Source organism: Actinocorallia sp. A-T 12471 (assembly GCF_033875155.1).
In the GTDB taxonomy this organism is placed as follows: Bacteria; Actinomycetota; Actinomycetes; order Streptosporangiales; family Streptosporangiaceae; genus Actinocorallia.
Genome location: NZ_JAWZTE010000004.1, coordinates 639,089 through 659,340 on the forward strand (window position 1 = coordinate 639,089; position 20,252 = coordinate 659,340).

At 72.2% G+C, this 20,252-nt stretch carries 20 protein-coding genes; 5 read left to right on the top strand and 15 right to left on the bottom strand.

What is annotated here, in order from left to right:
• Nucleotides 1–96 precede the first annotated feature (96 nt).
• Nucleotides 97–711 carry a helix-turn-helix domain-containing protein gene (locus R9X44_RS15140; protein ID WP_319814775.1) on the top strand — a complete coding sequence of 205 codons (615 nt, stop codon included), beginning with the start codon at nt 97–99 and terminating at the stop codon, nt 709–711.
• A 3-nt stretch (nt 712–714) separates the two neighbouring features.
• Here the strand turns inward: R9X44_RS15140 and R9X44_RS15145 are convergent, their stop codons facing one another.
• Both R9X44_RS15145 and R9X44_RS15150 read right to left on the bottom strand, forming a co-directional pair.
• Nucleotides 715–1,344: a helix-turn-helix domain-containing protein gene (locus R9X44_RS15145; RefSeq protein ID WP_319814776.1), complete on the bottom strand. Its 630-nt coding sequence runs from the start codon at nt 1,342–1,344 to the stop codon at nt 715–717.
• A gap of 78 nt (nt 1,345–1,422) precedes the next feature.
• The gene (locus R9X44_RS15150; RefSeq protein WP_319814777.1) at nt 1,423–1,992 is read right to left on the bottom strand and encodes a TetR/AcrR family transcriptional regulator; all 570 of its coding nucleotides are present in this window, start codon (nt 1,990–1,992) and stop codon (nt 1,423–1,425) included.
• Nucleotides 1,993–2,132: 140 nt separating this feature from the next.
• Here R9X44_RS15150 and R9X44_RS15155 point away from each other — a divergent pair, with 140 nt between their 5' ends.
• Nucleotides 2,133–2,705 carry a MarR family winged helix-turn-helix transcriptional regulator gene (locus R9X44_RS15155; RefSeq protein ID WP_319814778.1) on the top strand — a complete coding sequence of 191 codons (573 nt, stop codon included), beginning with the start codon at nt 2,133–2,135 and terminating at the stop codon, nt 2,703–2,705.
• Between the two features lie 4 nt (nt 2,706–2,709).
• Here the strand turns inward: R9X44_RS15155 and R9X44_RS15160 are convergent, their stop codons facing one another.
• Nucleotides 2,710–3,423, bottom strand: coding sequence for a gamma-glutamyl-gamma-aminobutyrate hydrolase family protein (locus R9X44_RS15160; RefSeq protein ID WP_319814779.1), 714 nt, complete (start codon nt 3,421–3,423; stop codon nt 2,710–2,712).
• Complete coding sequence (locus R9X44_RS15165; protein ID WP_319814780.1) at nt 3,420–4,910, bottom strand: aldehyde dehydrogenase; 1,491 nt, start codon at nt 4,908–4,910, stop codon at nt 3,420–3,422. Before R9X44_RS15165 ends, R9X44_RS15160 begins: the two co-directional genes overlap by 4 nt.
• Before the next feature lie 51 nt (nt 4,911–4,961).
• Between R9X44_RS15165 and R9X44_RS15170 the strand changes: the two genes are divergently transcribed.
• Nucleotides 4,962–5,714 (top strand): type 1 glutamine amidotransferase, encoded by a 753-nt coding sequence (locus R9X44_RS15170; RefSeq protein ID WP_319814781.1) that lies wholly within the window; start codon nt 4,962–4,964, stop codon nt 5,712–5,714.
• A gap of 376 nt (nt 5,715–6,090) precedes the next feature.
• On the opposite strand, the gene R9X44_RS15175 is transcribed toward R9X44_RS15170, so the two are convergent.
• From R9X44_RS15175 to R9X44_RS15210, 8 genes are all read right to left on the bottom strand, one after another.
• Nucleotides 6,091–7,539, bottom strand: coding sequence for an APC family permease (locus tag R9X44_RS15175; RefSeq protein WP_319814782.1), 1,449 nt, complete (start codon nt 7,537–7,539; stop codon nt 6,091–6,093).
• A gap of 123 nt (nt 7,540–7,662) precedes the next feature.
• Nucleotides 7,663–8,280: a TetR/AcrR family transcriptional regulator gene (locus tag R9X44_RS15180; protein WP_319814783.1), complete on the bottom strand. Its 618-nt coding sequence runs from the start codon at nt 8,278–8,280 to the stop codon at nt 7,663–7,665.
• Between the two features lie 509 nt (nt 8,281–8,789).
• Complete coding sequence (locus tag R9X44_RS15185) at nt 8,790–9,638, bottom strand: fumarylacetoacetate hydrolase family protein (protein ID WP_319814784.1); 849 nt, start codon at nt 9,636–9,638, stop codon at nt 8,790–8,792.
• Nucleotides 9,635–10,552: a 3,4-dihydroxyphenylacetate 2,3-dioxygenase gene (locus R9X44_RS15190; RefSeq protein ID WP_319814785.1), complete on the bottom strand. Its 918-nt coding sequence runs from the start codon at nt 10,550–10,552 to the stop codon at nt 9,635–9,637. The genes R9X44_RS15185 and R9X44_RS15190 overlap by 4 nt, the downstream gene beginning before the upstream one ends.
• Complete coding sequence (locus R9X44_RS15195) at nt 10,545–12,017, bottom strand: aldehyde dehydrogenase (RefSeq protein WP_319814786.1); 1,473 nt, start codon at nt 12,015–12,017, stop codon at nt 10,545–10,547. The genes R9X44_RS15190 and R9X44_RS15195 overlap by 8 nt, the downstream gene beginning before the upstream one ends.
• A gap of 25 nt (nt 12,018–12,042) precedes the next feature.
• Nucleotides 12,043–12,840 carry an acetoacetate decarboxylase family protein gene (locus tag R9X44_RS15200; RefSeq protein WP_319814787.1) on the bottom strand — a complete coding sequence of 266 codons (798 nt, stop codon included), beginning with the start codon at nt 12,838–12,840 and terminating at the stop codon, nt 12,043–12,045.
• Nucleotides 12,841–12,850: 10 nt separating this feature from the next.
• The gene (locus tag R9X44_RS15205; protein WP_319814788.1) at nt 12,851–14,074 is read right to left on the bottom strand and encodes an FAD/NAD(P)-binding oxidoreductase; all 1,224 of its coding nucleotides are present in this window, start codon (nt 14,072–14,074) and stop codon (nt 12,851–12,853) included.
• Between the two features lie 3 nt (nt 14,075–14,077).
• Nucleotides 14,078–14,263, bottom strand: coding sequence for a ferredoxin (locus R9X44_RS15210; protein ID WP_319814789.1), 186 nt, complete (start codon nt 14,261–14,263; stop codon nt 14,078–14,080).
• 325 nt (nt 14,264–14,588) lie between these two features.
• Between R9X44_RS15210 and R9X44_RS15215 the strand changes: the two genes are divergently transcribed.
• Both R9X44_RS15215 and R9X44_RS15220 read left to right on the top strand, forming a co-directional pair.
• A complete protein-coding gene (locus R9X44_RS15215; RefSeq protein WP_319814790.1) occupies nt 14,589–15,944 on the top strand; it encodes a glutamine synthetase family protein in 1,356 nt (451 codons plus the stop codon).
• A 17-nt stretch (nt 15,945–15,961) separates the two neighbouring features.
• Nucleotides 15,962–17,230, top strand: a complete 1,269-nt coding sequence (locus tag R9X44_RS15220; RefSeq protein ID WP_319814791.1) for a cytochrome P450 — start codon at nt 15,962–15,964, stop codon at nt 17,228–17,230.
• Here R9X44_RS15220 and galT read toward each other — a convergent pair.
• From galT to R9X44_RS15235, 3 genes are read right to left on the bottom strand one after another with little or no spacing between them, the layout of a single operon-like run.
• Nucleotides 17,217–18,284, bottom strand: a complete 1,068-nt coding sequence (gene galT, locus R9X44_RS15225) for a galactose-1-phosphate uridylyltransferase (protein WP_319814843.1) — start codon at nt 18,282–18,284, stop codon at nt 17,217–17,219. The two genes, R9X44_RS15220 and galT, sit on opposite strands and share 14 nt — an antisense overlap.
• The gene (galK, locus tag R9X44_RS15230; RefSeq protein WP_319814792.1) at nt 18,284–19,813 is read right to left on the bottom strand and encodes a galactokinase; all 1,530 of its coding nucleotides are present in this window, start codon (nt 19,811–19,813) and stop codon (nt 18,284–18,286) included. The genes galT and galK overlap by 1 nt, the downstream gene beginning before the upstream one ends.
• Nucleotides 19,810–20,238 carry an RbsD/FucU domain-containing protein gene (locus R9X44_RS15235; protein WP_319814793.1) on the bottom strand — a complete coding sequence of 143 codons (429 nt, stop codon included), beginning with the start codon at nt 20,236–20,238 and terminating at the stop codon, nt 19,810–19,812. The genes galK and R9X44_RS15235 overlap by 4 nt, the downstream gene beginning before the upstream one ends.
• Between the last annotated feature and the right edge of the window lie 14 nt (nt 20,239–20,252).

Below are 20,252 nucleotides of genomic sequence, written 5' to 3' on the forward strand. Positions count from 1 at the left end.
CGCCCGATCTCACGACGGCCAAGGTGTCCTAGGGTGTTCTCATGATGAACGGATCGCCCGCGGCGTCGCGCGGACGCGCCGACGGGGCACCCTGACGTGGCCAACCTGCGCGCCGCCCAGAAGGAGATGACGCGCCGCCGGCTGCTCGCCAAGGCACTCGAACTCTTCGACGCCAAGGGCTACGCCGCCACGACCGTCGAGGACATCGCGGTCGCCGCGGGCACCACGAAGGTGACCTTCTACGCGCACTTCGCCTCACGCAGCGACCTCATGCGCGCCCTGATCGGCCAGTTGAACGAGATCCTGCGCCGCGCGGGCAGCGCCGACGGCTACTCCTCACGGTCCGCGGAGCTCGTCGCGGCAGTCCGGGAGGGCTCACGCGACGGCCTCGCGCACTGGCTGCGCGACTCGGCGGCCCGCTGGCCGGAGATCAGGCCCTACCTCACCTCCGCCCTCGACGCCGCGGTGATCGACCCGGATCTGCGCGGGCTCGTCGACGAGTGGTTCGAGGAGGCCATCGCCGACATCGCGACGGGCCTCGACCAGGCGGGCCGCTTCGACCCCGAGACCCGCCGCGTCCGGGCCGTCCTCGCCTTCAACCAGCTCGACGCGCTCGCCCGCCGCTGGATGCGGCGCGGCTGGGACGTCGATGAGGACCGCGCCCTCGACGTCCTCATCTCCAGCTGGACCCACCTGCTCGCCGAGGAGTGACCCTCACAGCGAGCCGGTTCCCGCTTTCTGTCTCTCCTCCCGGTCCTTGGTGATCAGGTCGAGAAGGTGGTGCATGTAGTCGCGGAACTGGGTGCGCTGCTTAGGGTCGTCCGGCCTGCCGGGCCCGTCGGTGCGCAGGACGCCGCCGGTGACGAACCCGTACACGCACCACTCGAAGACGCTCGCGACCATCTCGTACTCGCTGTCGTCAAGGGGTTCGAGCCCGAAGACCTCGCGCAGGTGCTCCCGCGCGGGCTGCCGGAAGCGCTTCTCGAGGTCGGAGAGGTCGAGCGCGTCCGAAAGGCTCCGGTGCTGCCACAGCGACGCGAGCTCGGGATACTCGAGGTGGATGTCGATGACCCGGTCGAGCCTGTCGTGCATGCCGCGCGCGTCGCCGGGGATCTCGCGGTACAGGTCCTCGTAGAAGCTCAGATACGACTGCCGCAGCCCCTCCATCACCGTCTCGTACAGCCCGCGCTTGCCGCCCGCCCGCTTCACCGCGGCGATGTCGCGCCCTGACGCGTCCGCGATCATCTCGACGGTCGTCCCGTCGTAGCCGAGCGCGGCGAACAACCGCCTCGCCGCCCCCAACAGCGCGTCATCGACCTGGCCGCCATGACCCTCTGAACCCATACAAAAACCCTAAGTCTCCAAGACCCAAAACCCACCCCAAAAGCCGTCAAGATGTACTTATTACGGCCTGGGCGGCCGCTAGCGCGGGCCGACGGCCTCCATCATCTTGTGCATGAAGGCGCGGAAGCGGCGGCGGGCCCGGTAGTCGTCGGCGTCGGCGGGCTCGGCGTCCTGGGTGATGATGCCGCCGCTGACGAAGCCGGTGAGGCTCCAGGTGACGACGCTGATCCACATCTCAGGGTCGGGCAGCTTCTCCAGCGCCGCGACGACCTCGAACAGACGCTCGGTGACCGGGGTCCGGTAGTCGCGCTCGGCCCCGGCGATGTCGGTGGCGTCCGACAGGCCCCTGTGCTGCCAGACCATCAGTTCGAGGCGGTGGTCGAGGTAGAAGTCGAGAAGGTGGTCCAGGACGTCGTGCAGATCCCCCTCCGCGGAGATCTCCGGCACCTGGTCGAAGACGGCGAGCTGCTGGTCCTGGAAGCGCCGCAGCATCGCGTGGTACAGGCCGTTGCGGCCGCCGGGCACCTCCTCGGGCCTGACCCCCGCCGCCGCCGCGATCATCTCGGTGGTGGTCCCGTCGTAGCCAAGGTTCGCGAAGAGGCGGAGCGCCACGTCGAGCACCCCGCAGTCCCCGTCCTCGCCTGCCATGTCGCCTCCGCCCCGGCAGCGGCCCTCGCTCCCACGCTTGTAGAACACCCGCCCACCGACCCGGCATTTCCCCCGCCTGGGCCGCCGCGCGGGGGCGCTATCTTGGGAGGGCCCGCAGGGGCGGGGTTGGAGGGTGCGTCGTGGCCGGAGAGCGGTCGATCGCCGAGGCGGAGAAGCTCGCCGAGGCCAAGCTCGGCGGGATCCCGCTGCGCCGGGAGCAGATGGCGGTGGTCGCCAACATCTACCGTGCCGCGTCCGCCGTCCGGCAGCACCTGGAGAACTCGGTGCTGCGCGAGCAGGAGCTGACCTGGACGGCTTTTGTCGTGCTCTGGGTGATCTGGATCTGGGGCGAGTCGGAGACCCGCCATGTGGCCGCCGAGGCGGGGATCTCCAAGGGCACGCTGACGAGCGTCGCGCGCACGCTCGAGTCACGCGGCCTGGTGCGCAGGTCGGACCACCCGACCGACGGCAGGCTCGTCCTGCTCGACCTGACCGAGACGGGTCAGGAGCTCATGCAGCGCGTCTTCCCGAAGTTCAACGAGGAGGAGGCGTTCGTCACCGGGCAACTGTCCGACGCGGAGTGCCGCACGGTCGCCGACGGGCTGCGCAGGGTCGTCCTGCAGGTCGAGCGGCACGGCGAGGAGCGGCGGGAGACCCTGCTCGACGGGGTCGAACTGGCCCCCCGCCGCAGCGGACGCCGTCCCAAGTCCTGATCGATTAGGCGGCGGCCTTGACGAGCGCGTCGAACAGGCGCTGCTGCGCGGGGTCGGCGGCGGCGGTGTCCTCGGGGTGCCACTGGACCGCGGCGAACCAGCCGGGCGCGCCGGGGAGGCCGAGCGCCTCGACCGTGCCGTCGGCGGCCCGCGCCGTCACGGTGAGGCCGGCGCCGAGGCGGTCGACGCGCTGGTGGTGGTAGCAGGACGCCTCGACCTTCGCCGCCCCGACGATCTTCTCAAGCCCGGAGTCGGCGACGATCTCGACCGGGTGCACGACGTGCCGGTGTTCGCGGCCGTCGCCCATGTCCTGGCAGAGGGTGCCGCCGAGCGCGACGTTGACGACCTGGAGCCCACGGCAGACGGCGAGGAGGGGCATCCCGCTTTCAAGCGCGCGGCGGGCGAGTTCAAGGTCGAACGCGTCCTGCTCGTCGTCCACGTCGTAGACGCTCTCGTGCGCGTCCGCCGCCCCGTACCGGGAAGGGGCGAGGTCGCCGCCGCCCGGCAGGAGCAGCCCGGCGAACCGCGCGAGCCGCGCCGCGACCTCGGCGGGGTCGGCGACGCCGCCCGGCGCGTGCGGATGGACCGTGACGGGCTCGCCCCCGGCCCGCCACACCGCCTCGATGAGGGCACGGGCGTTGACCTCGGCCGCGTAACGCAGCGCGGACGTCGAAGCGGCGAAACGCGCGGGAACGGCGATGAGCGGTCGCGGGCTCACAGCTGAATCCATGTGGTCTTGAGCTCGGTGTACTTCTCCAGGGCGTGCGCGGACTTGTCTCGGCCGTTGCCCGACTGCTTCATCCCGCCGAACGGAACGGTCATGTCGCCCTCCTCGTAGCAGTTCACCCAGACCGTCCCTGCGCGCAGCGCGCGGGAGACCCGGTGGGCGGTCGACAGGTCGCTGGTCCAGAGTCCTGCCGCGAGGCCGTAGTCGGTGTCGTTGGCGAGCGCGACTGCCTCGTCGAGGTCGTCGAAGGTCAGGATGGACAGGACGGGGCCGAAGATCTCCTCCCTGGCCAGGCGCGAGGTCGGCGCGACGCCGTCGAAGACCGTGGGCTTCAGGTAGCTGCCGCCGGGGACCGCGGCGAGGCGTTCGCCGCCCGCGCGCAGCCGCGCGCCGTCGCCGAGCCCGTCGCGCACGTGCCCGAGGACGCGTTCCAGGTGTGCTTCGCCGACCATCGCCCCCATCTCGGTCGCCGGGTCGAGCGGGTCGCCGACCTTCAGTTGCCCGGCGCGCGCGACGATCGCGTCGGTGACGCGTTCGGCGACCGAGGAGTGGACCAGCAGCCGGGACGGCGCGGTGCACATCTCGCCCTGGTTGAAGAAGATCCCCCAGGCGGCGGTAGCGGCGGCCCGGTCGAGGTCGGGGGCGTCGGGCAGGATGATGTTCGGCGACTTGCCGCCGAGTTCGAGCCACACCCGCTTGAGGTTGGAGTCGGCTGCGTAACGCAGGAAGTGCCGTCCGACGGCGGTGGAGCCGGTGAAGGCGAGGACGTCGACGTCGGGGTGCAGGCCGAGCGCGCGGCCCGCGCCGGGGCCGTCGCCGTTGACGACGTTGAGGACGCCGGGCGGAAGCCCCGCCTCGGTGGCGAGCCTGCCGAGCAGCAGCGCCGACAGCGGCGAGTTCTCCGACGGCTTCAGCACCACCGCGCATCCCGCCGCGAGCGCGGGCGCGATCTTCCAGCCCGCGAGGGTGAGCGGGAAGTTCCACGGCACGACCGCGCCGACCACGCCTGCGGGCTCGCGGGTGACGAGCGCGAGGGCGTCCTGGGCGGTGTGCGGGGACTCGTCGGTGAGCTTGTCGGCGAGCTGGCCGTACCAGCGGAACGTGCCGATCACCGCGCGCAGCTCGATGTCGTGCGCCTCGGTGACCGGTTTGCCCATTTCCAGGCTGATAGTGAGGGCGACTTCGGCGCGGTGTTCTTCGAGGAGGTCGGCGAGGCGGAGCAAAACCTTGCCCCGGTCGGCGGGGGCCATGCGCGGCCACGGGCCACGGTCGAAGGCGGCGCGGGCGGCGGCGACTGCGGCGTCGATCTCGGCCGCGTGTCCGTCGGCGACGTGGGCGATGACCCGGCCGTCGCGCGGGGAGACGACGGGGAACGTGGCGCCGTCGCCGGGTTCCGCGACGCCGCCGACGAGGTGGGCGACGGCGGGCTTCAGCCGCTCGGCCCTGCGGATCCACTCCTGATGGGTGACTTCGCCCATGCGCGGCCTCCTCGGGGGTCGGCGATTACGTTTGAGTCCAAACGATATACCATGGCGGCGATCCACCCGAACCACCACGAAGGGGATGCGGCGATGCGCGCGCTCGTCATCAAGCACGACTACGTCTCCGAGCCCGGCCATGTCGGGGCCCGGCTCATCGAGCGGGGGTACGAGCTCGACGTCGTGACCGTCGTGCCGCGCGAGAGCCACCATGCCCCGGCCGTCGCGTTCGACTTTCCCGGCGCGGACGGGTGGGACCTCATCGTGTCCCTCGGCGCGCCCTGGTCGGTTTACGACGGCGACAGCGTCGGCACGTGGATCGAGGGGGAACTCGCGCTGTTGCGTGAGGCGCACCGGACGGGCGTGCCGGTGCTCGGCATCTGCTTCGGCGCGCAGGCCCTGGCGACCGCGCTCGGCGGGTCGGTGGAGCGCGCGCCGCGCCCGGAGATCGGCTGGACCGAGGTGGAGACCGACGACCCCGACCTCGTCCCGTCGGGCCCGTGGTTCCAGTGGCACTACGACAGGTTCACGCCGCCCCCCGGCGCGGTGGAGCTGGCCCGCACGTCGGTCGGCGCGCAGGCGTTCACCGTCGGCCGCAGCCTCGGGGTGCAGTTCCACCCGGAGGCCACGGCCGAGGTCGTGCGCGGCTGGATCGACTTCGGCGGCGCCGACCAGTGCACCACCCACAACATCGACCCCACCACCCTCCTCACCCTGACCCAAACACGGGACCCCGACGCCCGCCTCCGCGCGGCCCACCTCGTCGACACCTTCCTCGACCGGGTGGGCGCGCCGGTCAGCTGAGCCACCGACCCGGGGCGCTGACGCGCGCGCGGCCCAGCCCGCCGCGTCCCACCTCGCCCGCCCGCGACGGCTTCCCCGACCGGATGAGCACGCCGGTCAGCTGAGCGCGGGCGGGGTTCAGCCCGCCGCGTTGCGCCGCGTCCGCCCCGCGACGGCTTCCCCGACCGGGTGAGCACGCCGGTCGGCTGAGTCGGGACGCGGACGCCGCGTTCCGCTTCGCCCGTCCCCGGCGGGTTCCTCGAATGGGTGGGTGCGCTGATCGGCTGAGCTGGGGGTGTGGAGAAGCCCGCCGCGTTCCGGCTCGGGCGTCGCGCGGCGGGTTCCTTGGGCGGGTGGGTGTGTTGGTCGGGTGGGGTGGGGACTGCCGTGGGTGGGGTCAGGTTGTTGGGTTTTGTCTTGTTCGGCCTGCCAGGGCGGCGGTGAGCAGGACGGCGGGGATGACGGCGACGAGCCAGGCGGCGGTGGCGGTGGAGCCGCCGATGAGGGTGGTGAAGTTGGCGAGGATCAGCCAGATCGCGCCGGCGAGGCCGAGCGCGCCCAAAGCCGGCGCGATCAGCGTGTTCCACGGGCGGGTGTCGAGCCGCTCCCTGCGGAAGAACACGATCACCGAGATCGAGGTCAGCAGGTAGAGCAGCATCATCGCGAGCACCGCGAGGCCGCTGAACCACGAGAACAGGGTGAGGACGGGGTCCTTGCCGAGCAGCGCGAACGGCATCACGAGCGCGAGCGCGATCACGGTCTGCGCGATGCCCGCCGCCCACGGCGCGTGGCTCCGGTTGAGCGCGCTGAGCGCGCGGGGCAGCATGCCCTCGCGGCTGAGCGCGAACAGGTAGCGGTTCGCGGAGTTGTGGAAGGCGAGGATGCCGGCGAACAGCGAGGTGGCGAGCAGGATCGGCAGGACGTCGCCGGTCCAGCCGCCGAGCTGCGCGACGACGGGCGCGAAGACGAACCCGGACGAGTCGCCGCTCTCCAGCCCCTGCCCCGCGATTGCCGCGGCCTGGGACGCGCCGTGCGCGGAGATGATCATCCACGAGGTGAACGCGAAGAACACGGTGACGACGCCGACCGCCGCGTAGGTCGCGCGCGGCACGGTACGGCTCGGGTTCTTGGCCTCCTCGCCGTAGATCGCGGTGGCCTCGAACCCGAACATCGACGCGACCGCGAACATGATCGCCACACCGGGCGCGCCCTGGAGCGCGGCGCTCGGCGAGAAGCTGTCGGCGAACCCGAGGCCCTCGGGCCCGCCGCCCTTGACGAAGGTGACGACGCCGAAGACGAGCAGGATGCTGAACTCGGCGAGGACGAAGACCGCGAGGACCTTCGCGCCCATCTCGATGCCGAAGACGCCGAGCGCCTGCACGATCACCATGGTGACCAGCGCGAAGACCCACCAGGGCACGTCCGCGCCCGTGTGTTCGGCGACGAGGCCGCTGACCGTCGCGCCGTAGATCCCGTACATCGCGGCCTGGATGGTGCAGTAGGCGAACAGCGCGACGCCCGCGCTGCCCGATCCGGCCGTCGCGCCGAGGCCCCTGCCGATGTAGGTGTAGAAGGCTCCGGCGTTGACGACGTGGCGGCCCATCGCCACAAAACCGACGGAGAACAGCAGGATGACGAGGCCCGCGGCGACGTACGAGGCCGGCACGCCCGCGCCGTTGCCGAGGGCGACGGCCAGCGGGGACGCCCCGGCGATGCCGGTGAGCGGGGCCTGGGCGGAGAGCACGAAGAACAGGACGCCGAGGACGCCGAGGGCGTTGGGCTTGAGTCTTGCCGGGGTGGAGCCGTCCTGTGCGGGCTCACGCCCGATGACTGTCTGGTTTTCCACGCGGATTTCACCTGCCTGAGGGGAGTGTGGATCGTTTCAGGCCAAACGAGTTGCCCCATGCTGGCCGGGAACTATCCGTTTGGCAAGGGATTTCGTCCGCGCATTTCCGCCGTAACGGAAGATTTACCCGGCGTCGGCGGCGAGGGTCCTGAGCAGGGCGCGCAGCCGCTCGAGCGCCGCGTCGGTCACCTCGGGCTCCCCGAAAACGAGCTGGTGCAGCACAAGGCCCTCGAGCGCGGCGAAGACGAGCCGCGCGAGCGTGGGGTCCGCGCCGCCGGGGATGATGCGCGACAGCTCGCGCCTGGCCGCGCCGAAGTACTCGTCGTACTGCCTGCGGATCTCCGGCAGCAGCTCGGGCCTGCGCCGCGCCTCGAGCAGCAGCTCGTACTGGAACGCCTGGATGTCGGGGTCGGCGGTGACCATGCGGGACAGCCCCGCAGTGAAGTCCTCGATCCTGCCGGTCCCGCTCTCCACCTCGCTGATCGCGACGCTCGTGCGGATCGAGTGGGCGAGCGCCTCGGCGATGAGCGCGTCGCGTGAGCCGAAGTGGTGCACGACGAGCCCGTGCGTCACGCCGGCCTCCTGCGCGACCGCCCGATAGGTGAGCTTGCGCAGCCCTCCCCTGCCGACGACCCGCACCGCCGCGTTCAACAGCGCCTCGCGCCCCTCCCCATAGGCTTTCTGCCCGCGCCTGGGCACACCTTCCCCACCGCGCGCCGCAGGCTCCCCGAACTCCGTCACAGCCGCGACCCTACCCGCCCCACCCAAAGACCTCTTTCCGTGCAGTCCCTTCGGGACTGCACGGAAAGGTAGCCGCCCCCAAGGCCACACCTAACGCCTTCAACACCAGGCCACAGCCCCGCCCAGCGCCTCCGGCACCGGCCACACCCCGCGCCCAGCGCCTTCAGCACCAGGCCGCGCCCCGCGCCCGGTGCCTTCGGTGCCAGGCCACAGCTCCCGCCCAGCGCCTTCGGCACCAGACCGCAACTCCCGCCCAGCGCCTCCGGCACCAGACCGCAACTCCCGCCCAGCGCCTCCGGCACCAGGCCACAGCTCCGCGCAGCGCCTCCGGCACCGGCCACGCCCTGCGTCCAGCGCCTCCGGCACCAGGCCACAGCTGCCGCGCAGCGCCTCTGGCACTAGGTCGCACACCGCGCCCGGTGCCTTCGGCACCAGGCCGCGGCTCCGCGCAGTGCCTTCGGCACCGGACGTATCCCGCGCAGTCCCGTAGGGACTGCGCGGGGAAAGGGTTAGTGGTGGGGGGCTCGGATGCCGCGGAATTCCCAGGCGCCGCCTAGGGCGGTTGAGAGGACTTCTTCGGACTCGGTTGGCTGGGCGCCGATGTCGGTGCGGATTGGGGTTGGGCCCGTCACGATGTGGTTGGTGAGCTTGCCGAGCCCTTCCACCTCGACCTCTACGATGTCGCCGGGCTTGACCGGGCGGGAGTTCGCCGGGGTGCCGGAGAGGAGGACGTCGCCGGGGTAGAGGGTGATCGTTCGTGCGATGTCGGCGACGAGGTAGTGCATGTCCCACTTCATCTCGTCGGTCGAGCCGTCCTGGACGACCTCGCCGTTGACGTAGGTGCGCAGCCGCTTGCCGTGGAAGTCCCACCCGGTGACGAGCCCGGGACCGAGCGGGCAGAGCGTGTCGGAGCCCTTGACGCGCAGCATCGAGCCTGAGTCGGTGTCGCGGAAGTCGTGCAGGCCGTAGTCGTTGGCGACGGTGTATCCGGCGATGTAGTCGCCCGCCTCGTCCGGCGCGATGTTGCGCGCGGTGCGGCCGATGACGATCGCGACCTCGCCCTCGTAGTTCAGCCACCGGCACCCCTCGGGCCGCACAACCGCGCCCCTGTGCGCGTTCAGCGACGAGGTCGGCTTGTGGAAGTACGTCGGCGCGGGCGGCAGGCTCGCCTGGAACTCCTCGACCCGGCTGCGGTGGTTGAGGTGCACCGCGATGATCTTCGACGGCACCACCGGCGGCAGGTGCTGCGCGTCCTCGATCTGCACCGAGCGGCCGTCCCCGGCGACGAGTTCGTCGCCCTCCCGGACGACCTCGACGACTGCCCCGTCGAGGAGGATGCGGCGGTACTCACGGGTCATGGCAGGTCTCCTTGCGTGGGGGATGCGGGGGCGGTCCAGCCCCCGGCAGGGCGGTCGAACCAGAGGTGGACCTGGCCGGTGCCGATGGAGTTCTCGTACTCGCCGTACTGCCGCGCGACGGCCGTGCAGCGCTCCTCGCCGAGCGCCCCGGCGAGCATCAGATAGTGGAAGAACTTCGCTTCCGGCTTGTACCGCCAGAACTCGTCCATCGTCTGAAGGACGCGGTCGTGGCGGCCGTCCTTGAACCAGCCGATCCGCTCGAGGTCGGCGGCGCGCGCCTCGGGCGTGAAGATGTGCCGGGTGTCGCTCGCCTCGTGGTCGCGCAGTTCGCGCAGCGGCCAGAACGTGTGCGACAGCGCGCCCGACGCGATCACCAGGACCCGGCGGCCGGGGGTCGCGGCGATCCCGTCGGCGAGCGCGCGGCCGAGGCGGAGGTGGTCCTCCATGTCGCCGGTCTGGCAGACGCCGATCGTCACCCAGCGCTTGTCGGGCAGTCCCTCGCCGAGGAACTTCCACAGGTTGATCGTCGCGTAGTAGATCGGGAGGTAGGCGTCCTCGATCGCGGTGATCCATGTGCCGTGCGCGTCGGCGAAGGACGCGATGTTGTGCGCGAGTTCGGGGTCGCCGGGGAAGTCGTAGGGCATCCGGCACATGCCGCGCGGCAGCTCCTCGGAGGTGAACAGGCCAGCGCGCCTGTCCTGCGCGGTGACGACGAACTCGACGGTCGTCGCCCAGTGCGAGTCGAGGACAACGACGGTGTCGTAGTCGTCGCGCTCGAACACCTCTTCGCGCAGCTCCCGCAGGCCGGTGACGAGGGTGATCTCCTTGCCCTCGTTGAGCTCCAGCCGGTCGGCCTCGGGCAGCACGATGGTCGGGACGTGGGCGAGCAGCCCCGCCCCGACGATCTCACCCACGGCCGGCCCAGCCCGTCGGCGCGGTGACCGTGTTCTTCAGGTCGCAGTAGAAGTCGAAGCTCCAGGTGCCGCCCTCACGCCCGACGCCCGACTGCCGCGACCCGCCGAACGGGGCCTGGAGGTCGCGCACGAAGAAGCAGTTCACCCACACCGTCCCCGCGACGAGCCTCGCGGTGACGCGCTCGGCCCGCTCCCGGTCCCCGGTCGCGACCGTCGCGGCGAGCCCGAACCGCGTGTCATTGGCCAGCGCGACCGCCTCGTCCTCGTTCGTGAACGTCTGAAGGGTGAGCACCGGCCCGAACACCTCCTCCTGGACGATCTCGCTATCCTGCGCCACGTCGGTCAGCAGGGTCGGCCGGTAATACAGCCCGCCGAGCTCGGCGTTCGGCCCGCCCCCGAGCACCGCGCGCGCCCCTGAGGCAAGCGCCCGCTGGACGAACCCGTCGATCTTCGCGACCTGACGTTCGTGGATGTTCGGCCCGATGCCGGTCGCCTCGTCGCGCGGATCGCCCTGCCTGATCCCCGACGCCTTCGCCACGAACCGCCGCGTGAACTCCTCCGCCACGCTCTCCTCGACCAGCAGCCGCGTCGCGGCGAGGCAGACCTGGCCCGCGTTGTCGTACTGCTCGACCGCGAGGTCGACGGCCAGGTCCAGGTCGGCGTCAGCGAAGACCAGCAGCGGCGATTTGCCGCCCAGTTCGAGGCTGAGCGGGGTGAGCGCGGGGGCGGCCGAGGCGGCGATGCGCGCGGCGGTCGGCACGGAGCCGGTGAAGCTGATCCTGCGCACGTCGTTGTGCGAGGTCAGGGCGTCACCGATCTCCGCGCCGAGGCCCTGCACGACGTTGAGCACGCCGTCGGGCAGTCCCGCCGCGGCCGCGATGTCGGCCAGCAGCGACGCCGTCAGCGGCGACCACTCGGCGGGCTTGAGCACCACGGTGTTCCCGGCCGCGAGCGCGGGCGCGACCTTCCAGGTGGCCAGCATCAGCGGCGCGTTCCACGGGGTGATCAGCACGCACGGCCCGGCCGGGTCCCAGCTGACGTGGTTGGTGTGCCCGCGCGTCTCGAAGTCGTCATGGCCGAGGTCGAGCAGCCAGTCGGCGAAGAAACGGAAGTTGTGCGCGACCCTGGGCATCACCCCGCGCCGGTGCGAGCGCAGCAGCGCCCCGTTGTCGTGGGTCTCCACGATCGCCAGGTCTTCCAGGCGCTTCTCGACGCCGTCGGCGATCGCGTGCAGCAGCCGTGCGCGCTCCTCCCGTGACGTCGCGGCCCAGGCGGGGAACGCTGCCTTGGCGGCGGCGACGGCGGCGTCGGCTTCGACGGCGGTGCCGCGCGCGATCTCGGCGAGGACGCTCCCGTCGATGGGCGAGACGTCGGTGAAGGTCGCGGCGGAGGCCACCCTGCGGCCGCCGATCCAGTGCCGGGTGTCGACGGCGACCCCGGCGACTGTCGCGATGTGTCCGGTCATGTCGGCTCCTTCTGGGCGAGTCGGGTCACTGGGCGGCGGATTCCAGGAGGCGGCCGCCGTCCCAGACGACGCCGACCTGGCGGTAGTAGGCGGCGATCGGCTCGCGGATCTCCAGCCGGGACAGCTCCTCGGTGGGGGCGTCGAACAGGGTGAGGTCGGCGTCGCCGCGCCAGGACTTGCCGCCCTCGAAGGACGCGCCGCCCGACTCGATGAGCTCGTCGAGCACGAGGCCCTTGCCCTTCTCGATCGACGGCACCCAGCGGTTGTGCGCCATCGGGTGCCCGTTGACGAACCCGTTGGTCTCCGACGGCTCCCGCAGCGTCACCACCGCCTCGGCGAGGCGACGGTCGGCGGCGGCCAGCGTCGCGCCGAACCGCGCGCCCGCCTCGATCCGGGGGGCCGGGCCGAACGGGTGCGGGCGGGTCTGGTGGATCGAGCCGAGCTTCTTCGGGTAGCCCTGGTGCAGGCCGCGCGCGATAGCGAAGTCCTTGTCTACCCAGATGTAAACGCAGCGCGAGTAAGTCCGGCCCTTGTAGGAGCAGCGGACGACCACGAACGCCTCCTTGTACTGGGCGCGCACCGGGTCGAGCAGTTCGTCGCGGCCGGACGAGCACGACTGCCAGTCCGCCCAGATCAGCGCGACCGCGCCGGGGTCCTCCTCGGCCAGGCCGAGCGGTTCGGGCAGCAGTTCGCGCACCCGGGCGGGGTCGGTGCGGTACTCGACGGTCAGCAGGTCGCCGGAGTACAGCCAGGGCGGCGACGGGATCAGCGCGGAAGCGCCGCTCGCCGTCTTGGGGGGAAAGAAGCCACTGAGGGCGGTCATGGCGGGTTCCTTAAACGGTGAGGGCCGGGAGTTCGAGGAGCGCGGCGCGGTGCCGGGCGGCTCCGGCGGCGGCCTTGGGGCCGCCCAGCGCGACGACGCCGACGAGCCGCCCGTCGCGGTGGTAGCCCACGACGACGTCGGCTTCGGGGTCGGTTTCCGGGCCGCCGTCCAGGACGCGGACGTCGTCCTTGCCGAGCGCGGGCGCGCCGAAGGACTGGAGCCGGAAGTCGTGCTGGTCGCTCCAGAAGGTCGGCAGCGGGGTGAAGGGCGCGGGGTCGAGCGGCGTCCCGGCGAGGTGGGCCAGGAGGGTGCGCGCGGCGTGCTTGGCGGTGTCGGCCGGCATCGACCAGTGCTCGACGCGCCGGGCGACGCCGTCGTAGCGGGCGTTGGGGAAGCGCGCGACGTCGCCGACCGCGACGGCGTGGCCGAGCCCGCCGACGCGCAGCCGGTCGTCGGTGAGGACCCCGTCGGCGAGGTCGAGCCCGTTGCCGGCAAGCCACTCGGTGTTGGGGAGCGAGCCGATCGACTCCACGACGGCGTCGGCGGCGATGACGGAACCGTCGGTGAGCACCACGCCCGTGACGCGATCGCCGCCTTCCAGCGCGGCGACACCCACGCCCAGGACAAACCGGACGCCGCGCCGCTCGTGGCGGCGCAGCAGCCGTTCGGCGAGCAGTGCGCCGAGCGGCCCGACCATGGGCAGCGGCAGCGGATCGACCACCGTCACCTCGGCCGCGCCGAGCCCGACGGCGGTGGCGGCGACCTCACACCCGATGAAACCAGCGCCGACCACCACAACCCGGACGCCCGGCGTCGTCAGAACGCCTCGGAGCGCGCGGGCGTCGTCGATCGTGCGGACGGTGTGGCGTCCGACGGCCGGGCCGGGGCAGGTCAGGCGGCGGGCCCGGGTGCCGGTGGCCGCGACGAGCCCGTCGAACGGCAGTTCCTCCCCGCCGTCCAGCGTGATCACGCGCTCGGCAAGCCGCGCGGAGACGACCCGCTCACCCAGCCGCCAGGTCACATCCGCGACGCTCGCCCTCGGCTTGAACGCCAGGGAGTCGAAGGCCGCCTTGCCCGCCAGGACCTCCTTGGACAGCGGCGGCCGGTTGTAGGGCGGGTGGGGTTCCTCCCCCACCAGCGTGATCCCGCCCGTCCAGCCCGCCGCGCGCAGCTGCTCGGCCGCGCGCAGCCCGCCGAGCGACGCCCCCGCGACGACGATCTCGCCGATCGCCACCGGTCAGCCCTCGATCCGGATCGCCTGGAGCGGACACACGTCGGCCGCCTCCTCGACGTCGTCGCGCAGCGCCTCGTCGGGGTGGCTGACGAAGACGAGGCGGCCTTCCTCGAGCTGGAACACGTCGGGGGCCGCGAACACGCACTGCCCGTGGTCCTGGCACTTGTTCATGTCGACGATGACCTTCACGGCAGGTCCTCCCGGTGCTGAGGGGTAGGGGGCCGCCGAAGCGGGGAACCCGGACTGTTCGAGGTCCGGCCGGTGTGCGTCACCGGCCGGACCGGCCAAAGGATCCGCGGAGACCGCGCATCCCAACTCGTTTGGCTTCAAACAAGATAGGAAACGTGGAACCCCTGGTCAAGACCTATCCACCTGGATAGTTTTTCTCCGCACACCTCTTGCGCAATGGTGACGGCCGCCATACCGTTTGATGCCAAACGTTCGGCGCGTCCGGGTTCGTCCCCGGCCCCGACGGCCCCCACCGCCACCTTCACATCCGCCTGAGGAGACACCGGTGAGCGCTTTCGACCCCTCCCACGTCCGCCGGCACGTCGACCGGCTCGCCGCCGAAGGCGTCGATGTCGTCCGGGTGACCTACCCCGACCTCATCGGCACCGACCGGGCCCGCGATGTGCTGCTCGACCAGCTCACGTCGGCCTGCGACCACGGGCTCGCGTTCTGCCGCGCCGTCTACCACACCACCCCGCAGGGCAACGTGGTGCCGGTGCCCGGCGGCCTCGACGCGGGCCTCCCCGACATCTGCGTCCACCCCGACCTGACGACCCTTGTCACCCTGCCGTGGGAGCCGGGCGTCGCGGTGTGCCTCGGCGACGTCACCGACCCGCTGACCGGCGCCCCCGCGCCCGAGTCCCCGCGCGACCTGCTGCGCGCCGTCCTCGACCGCTGCGCCGAACACGGGCTGCGTCCCGTCGTCGGGCCCGAGCTCGAGTACTTCCTGTGCGAGGCCGACCCCTCGGCGGCCACGGGGTGGCGGCGGTATTCGGAGGCGACCGGCGTCGTCTACACCACCGGGCTGCGCGCCGACCCCGACAACCACCTGCTGCGCACGCTGCGCCTTGCCAGGGACCTCGGCATCGGCGTCACCGGCGGGAACCACGAGTTCGACGGCGGCCAGTTCGAGATCAACCTGACGCACTCCGCCGCGCTCGACGCGGCCGACCGCGCCTTCCGGCTCAAGGCCGCGATCAAGGAACTCGCCCGCAGGGAGGGCAGGCTGGCCACCTTCATGGCCAAGCCGTTCAACGACGCGGGAGGCTCCGGCTTCCACCTTCACCTGTCCTGCGCGGACGACGACGGCGACAACGTGTTCGCCGACCCGTCAGACCCGCACGGGCTGTCGGCCACCGCGCGGCACGCCATCGCCGGGGTGATCGAGCACGCGCCCGCGCTCACCGCGCTGGCCAACCCCACGATCAACTCCTACAAGCGCTTCGGGCCCGACACCCTCGCGCCCTGGCTGATCGACTGGGGCCTGGACAACCGCAGCGCGATGATCCGCGTCCCGCCGGAGCGCGGCGCGGGCACCCGCCTCGAACTGCGGCTCGCCGACGCCAGCGCCAACCCCTACCTCGTGGTCGCCGGAACCCTCGCCGCCGCGCTGCTCGGCGTGGTCGCGGGCAAGGAGCCGCCCGCGCCGCTCGAGGGCTACGGCTACGACACCGCCAAGGCCGCGCTGATCCCGTCGAGCCTGCCCGCCGCGCTCGACGCGCTCGAACAGGACACCGCCTTCGCCGAAGTGCTCGGCGACGGCTTCACCACCGCCTACCTCGCCTACAAGCGGGACGAGACCGAACGCTTCCAACGGCACGTCACCGACTGGGAGTTCACCGAGTACGCCTACCACCTGTGACCGCCAAGGAGCCACGCATGACCGCCTTTGACGAGCCAGTCGCGCTCGCCGACGTCGACCTCGCCGACCTCGGCAACTTCACCGACGGCGTCACCCCGTGGCGCATGTTCCACACGCTGCGCCACGAGGACCCCGTCCACTGGCAGCCAGAGCCCGAGCCGAACTCGGGCTTCTGGTCGGTGACCAGGCACGCCGACATCGCCCGGGTCGACCGCGACGCCGAGACGTTCACCTCCACGAAGTTCGTGAACCTGGAGGAGCTGGACGACGACCAGATCGCCAAGCGCGCCTCGATCCTGGAGCTCGACGGCGTCCGGCACCGCGCGCTGCGCAGCCTGCTCCAGCGCCAGTTCGGCCAGCGCGTCATCAACAGCTACACCGACTTCCTGCGCGGCCTGACCGCCAAGACCCTCGACGCCGCCCTCGCCAAGGGAAGCTTCGACTTCGTCGCCGACGTGTCCGCCGACTTCCCGATCAACGTCCTGGCCCGGCTGCTCGACGTGCCGCCGGAGGACAACCAGCAGCTCATCGACTGGGGCAACCGGATCATCGGCAACACCGACCCGGACTACGCCGACGTCCTGCTGCACAGCGCGGAGAGCGAGAAGTACCGCGACCTGCCCTTCCGCTCCCCCGCGTCCCTCGAGGTGTTCGAGTACGGGCGCGCGCTCGCGGCCGAGCGGCGGGGCGGGTCCGGCACCGACCTGATCTCCACGCTGGTCAACCAGACCCCGCGCGACGGGGTGCCGCTGACCGCGCAGGACTTCGACAACTACTTCCTGCTGCTCGTCGTCGCGGGCAACGAGACGACCCGGCACACGATCAGCCACTCGATGCTGGCGCTGATCGAGCACCCCGAGCAGCTGGCGAGGCTTCAGGAAGACCCGTCGCTCATCCCGAACGCGGTCGAGGAGTTCCTGCGGTGGGCGTCGCCGGTCTACCACTTCCGGCGGACCGCGACCCGTGACGTCGAGCTGGGCGGCAAGACGATCCGGGAAGGCGACAAGGTCGTCATGTGGTACGCGTCGGGCAACCGCGACGAGGAGGTGTTCGGCAACCCGTACGACTTCGACGTCACCCGGCGGGACAACGACCACGTCACCTTCGGCAAGGGCAGCCCGCATCTGTGCCTTGGCAACCTCCTGGCCCGCACCGAGGTCCGCATCATGTTCGAGGAGCTGATCCCCCGGCTGTCGTCGATCAGGCTCGCCGGGGACGTCCCGCGCGTGCGTTCCAACTTCGTCAACGGCATCAAGAAGCTCCCCGTCGAGGTCACCCTGGCCTGACCGCGCCGAGCGCGGCGCGCAGCCGGTGGGCTGCCTGCTCCGGCAGGACGTCGCTGACGAACGCGCCCATGGCCGCCTCGGAACCCGCGAGGTACTTGAGCTTGCCGGGGGCGCGGCGGTTGGTGAACACCTGAAGGTGCAGGCGGGCGAGGTCCCGGCCCGTGCGGGTCGGGGCCTGGTGCCAGGCGGCGATGTAGGGGGCGGGGGCGTCGAAGAGCGCGTCGAACGCGCCGAGGACCGCGAGGTAGAGGGCGGCGAAGTCGGCGCGCTCGACGTCGGTCAGGGCGGGAATGTCGGGCACGCTCCGGTGCGGGTACAGGTGGACCTCGTACGGCCAGCGCGCGGCGGCGGGCACGAACGCCGTCCAGTGGGCGGTCTCGGCGACGACGCGTTCACCGAGCCGTTCGGCGGCCAGGACGTCGGCGTACAGGTCGCGGCCCGTGCGGTCGCGGTGGGCGCGCGCCGAGGCCAGGGCGCGCTCGGTGCGCGGGGTGACGAACGGGTAGGCGTAGATCTGGCCGTGCGGGTGCGGCAGCGTCACCCCGATCTCCGCGCCCCGGTTCTCGAAGCAGAACACCTGCGCGACGTAGGGCAGGGCGGACAGCGCGGCCGTCCGGTCGGCCCACGCCTCCATGACCGTCTCGACGCGTTCGCGGGTGAGCGCGGCGAAGGACGCGTCGTGGTCGGGGGTGAAGCAGACGACCTCGGCGTGCCCTGCCCCGTCGGCGGGTCCGCCCGGGCCCGGCGAGAACGACGGGAAGCGGTTCTCGAACACGACGACCTCGTAGTCGCCGGACGGGATCTCGCCCGCCCGTCCCGGCATGCTCGGGCACAGCGGGCACGCCGCGCGGTCGGGCAGGAACGTGCGGTCCTGCCGGTGCGCGGCATAGGTGACCCACTCGCGCAGCAGCGGATCGAACCTGCCCTGCGAGCCCGACGACCTCGCCGGCAGCTCACGCGGGTCGGGCGCGCTCCGGTCGGCGTCGGCGCGGTCGTAGTACCACAGCGCGCGCCCGTCGGCGAGCCGGATCTCGGTCCTGCTGACCTGGCGCATCACGGCACGAGCTCCGCCCTGCGCGCGCCCCCGGCGGGGACCGCCGCGAGGAACCGCGGCGCGGCCCAGCCGCGCCGCGCATAGGCCGCCTCGACGCAGGCCCGGACCCGGTCCTCGGAGCCCTCGCGCACCAGCACGAGGACCGACCCGCCGAACCCCCCGCCGAGCATCCGCGCCCCGCACGCCCCGCCCTCGATCGCCGCGTCCACCGTCGCGTCGGCCTCCGCCCAGGACACCTCGAAGTCATCCCGCAACGACAGATGGGCGGCGGTGAGCAGCTTTCCGACCTCCCCCACCCGCCCCTTGCCGAGCAGGTCGGCCACCAGGCCGACCCGCCGATTCTCACTGACGACGTGCCGCACCCGCCGCGCGAGCACGGCGACGTCAGGCACGTCAGGCGCGTCGGGCACGTCGGGCACGTCGGCGGCGAGGCCGGTGCCGTCGGGCGCGGCATCGTCGGACGCGTCGGCGGGGGAAACAGCGGCGTCCGACGCGGCGACGCTGAGCCGGTCGGCGAGCACGGCGACGTCAGGCGCGTCGGCGACGAACGCGCCGGCGGCGAGGCCGGTGCCGTCGGGCGCGGCATCGTCGAACGCGTCGGCGGGGGAAACAGCGGCGTCCGACGCGGCGACGCTGAGCCGGTCGGCGAGCACGGCGACGTCAGGCGCGTCGACGACGAACGCGCCGGCGGCGAGGCCGGTGCCGTCGGGCGCGGCATCGTCGAACGCGTCGGCGGGGGAAACTGCGGCGTCCGACGCGGCGACGCCGAGCCGGTCGGCGAGCACGGCGACGTCGGGCGCGTCGGTGGTGAGTTCGGTCAGGGTGGGGAGGCCCAGGAGGTGGGCGGCCTGTTCGCACTCGGTGCGGCGGGTGGCGTACTCGCCGTCGGCGAGGTCGTGGGCGGCGCGGGTGTCCACGACGAGGAAGGCGAAGCCGTCCATGGGGAGGGGGATCGTGCGGGACTCCCCCGTCGTGCAGTTGAGGAGGAGGGCGTGGTCGTCTTCGCAGAGGAGGGAGGCTGACTGGTCGAGGATGCCGCAGGGGACGCCGACGAACTCGTTCTCTGCGCGCTGGGCGATCCGGACCAGGTCGGGGCGTGGGACATCGAGGCCGTATAGGTCGGTCAGGGCGAGGGCGACGGCGCACTCGACCGCCGCCGACGACGAAAGGCCCGCGCCCTGCGGCAGGTCGGAGTCGAGCAGGAGCGCCGCGCCGCCGACCTCGTGGCCCGCCGCGCGCAGCGCCCGCCACACGCCGACCGGGTAGGCGGCCCACCCGCGCGCGCCAGAGGGCTCGTCAAGCTTCACCGCGACGTACTCGCCGGGCCGTTGCACGGACCGCAGTTCGAGCAGTCCGTCGCGGCGCGCGGCGGTCGCGGTGACGCCGAGGCCGAGCGCGAACGGCATGACGAGGCCGCCGTTGTAGTCGGTGTGCTCGCCGATGAGGTTGACGCGTCCCGGCGCGTGCCACGCCGTCTCCGGCGCGGTCCCGAACAGCGCGGCGAACGCTGCGGCGTCCGGGGCCCTCATGACGCGTCCGCCGGGCGCGACCCGAGGGTGAGCAGGATGTTCGCGTAGTGCCGCTGGTCGCCGGTCGCGACGGTCGCGGCGAGCTCCGGGCCGAGGCACGCGGCGTAGAAGTCGGCGCGGGCGAGCGCGCTGACGGGCACGTCGGGCCCGAGCAGTTCGGCGAACCGCGCCCGCATCGGCGCGTCCGACCCGTCGTCAGGCCGCATCGTGAAGGCCGACTCGACCGGCGCGGCGTCGAGGAGCGTCGCGAGGACGTCGTCGGCGGTGACCATGCCGGGCCGCAGGTTCAGGTGGATGATCGGGGCGCGCGGGTTGGCGTTGGTGCTGTGCGCGTAGTTGGCGTCGGCGATGAGGATTCTGCCGCCGTGCCCGGACGCGGCGAGCGCCGCGAGCAGGGGCGGGTGCAGAAGGGCGTAGCGCAGCATGGAAGGTCTCCCCG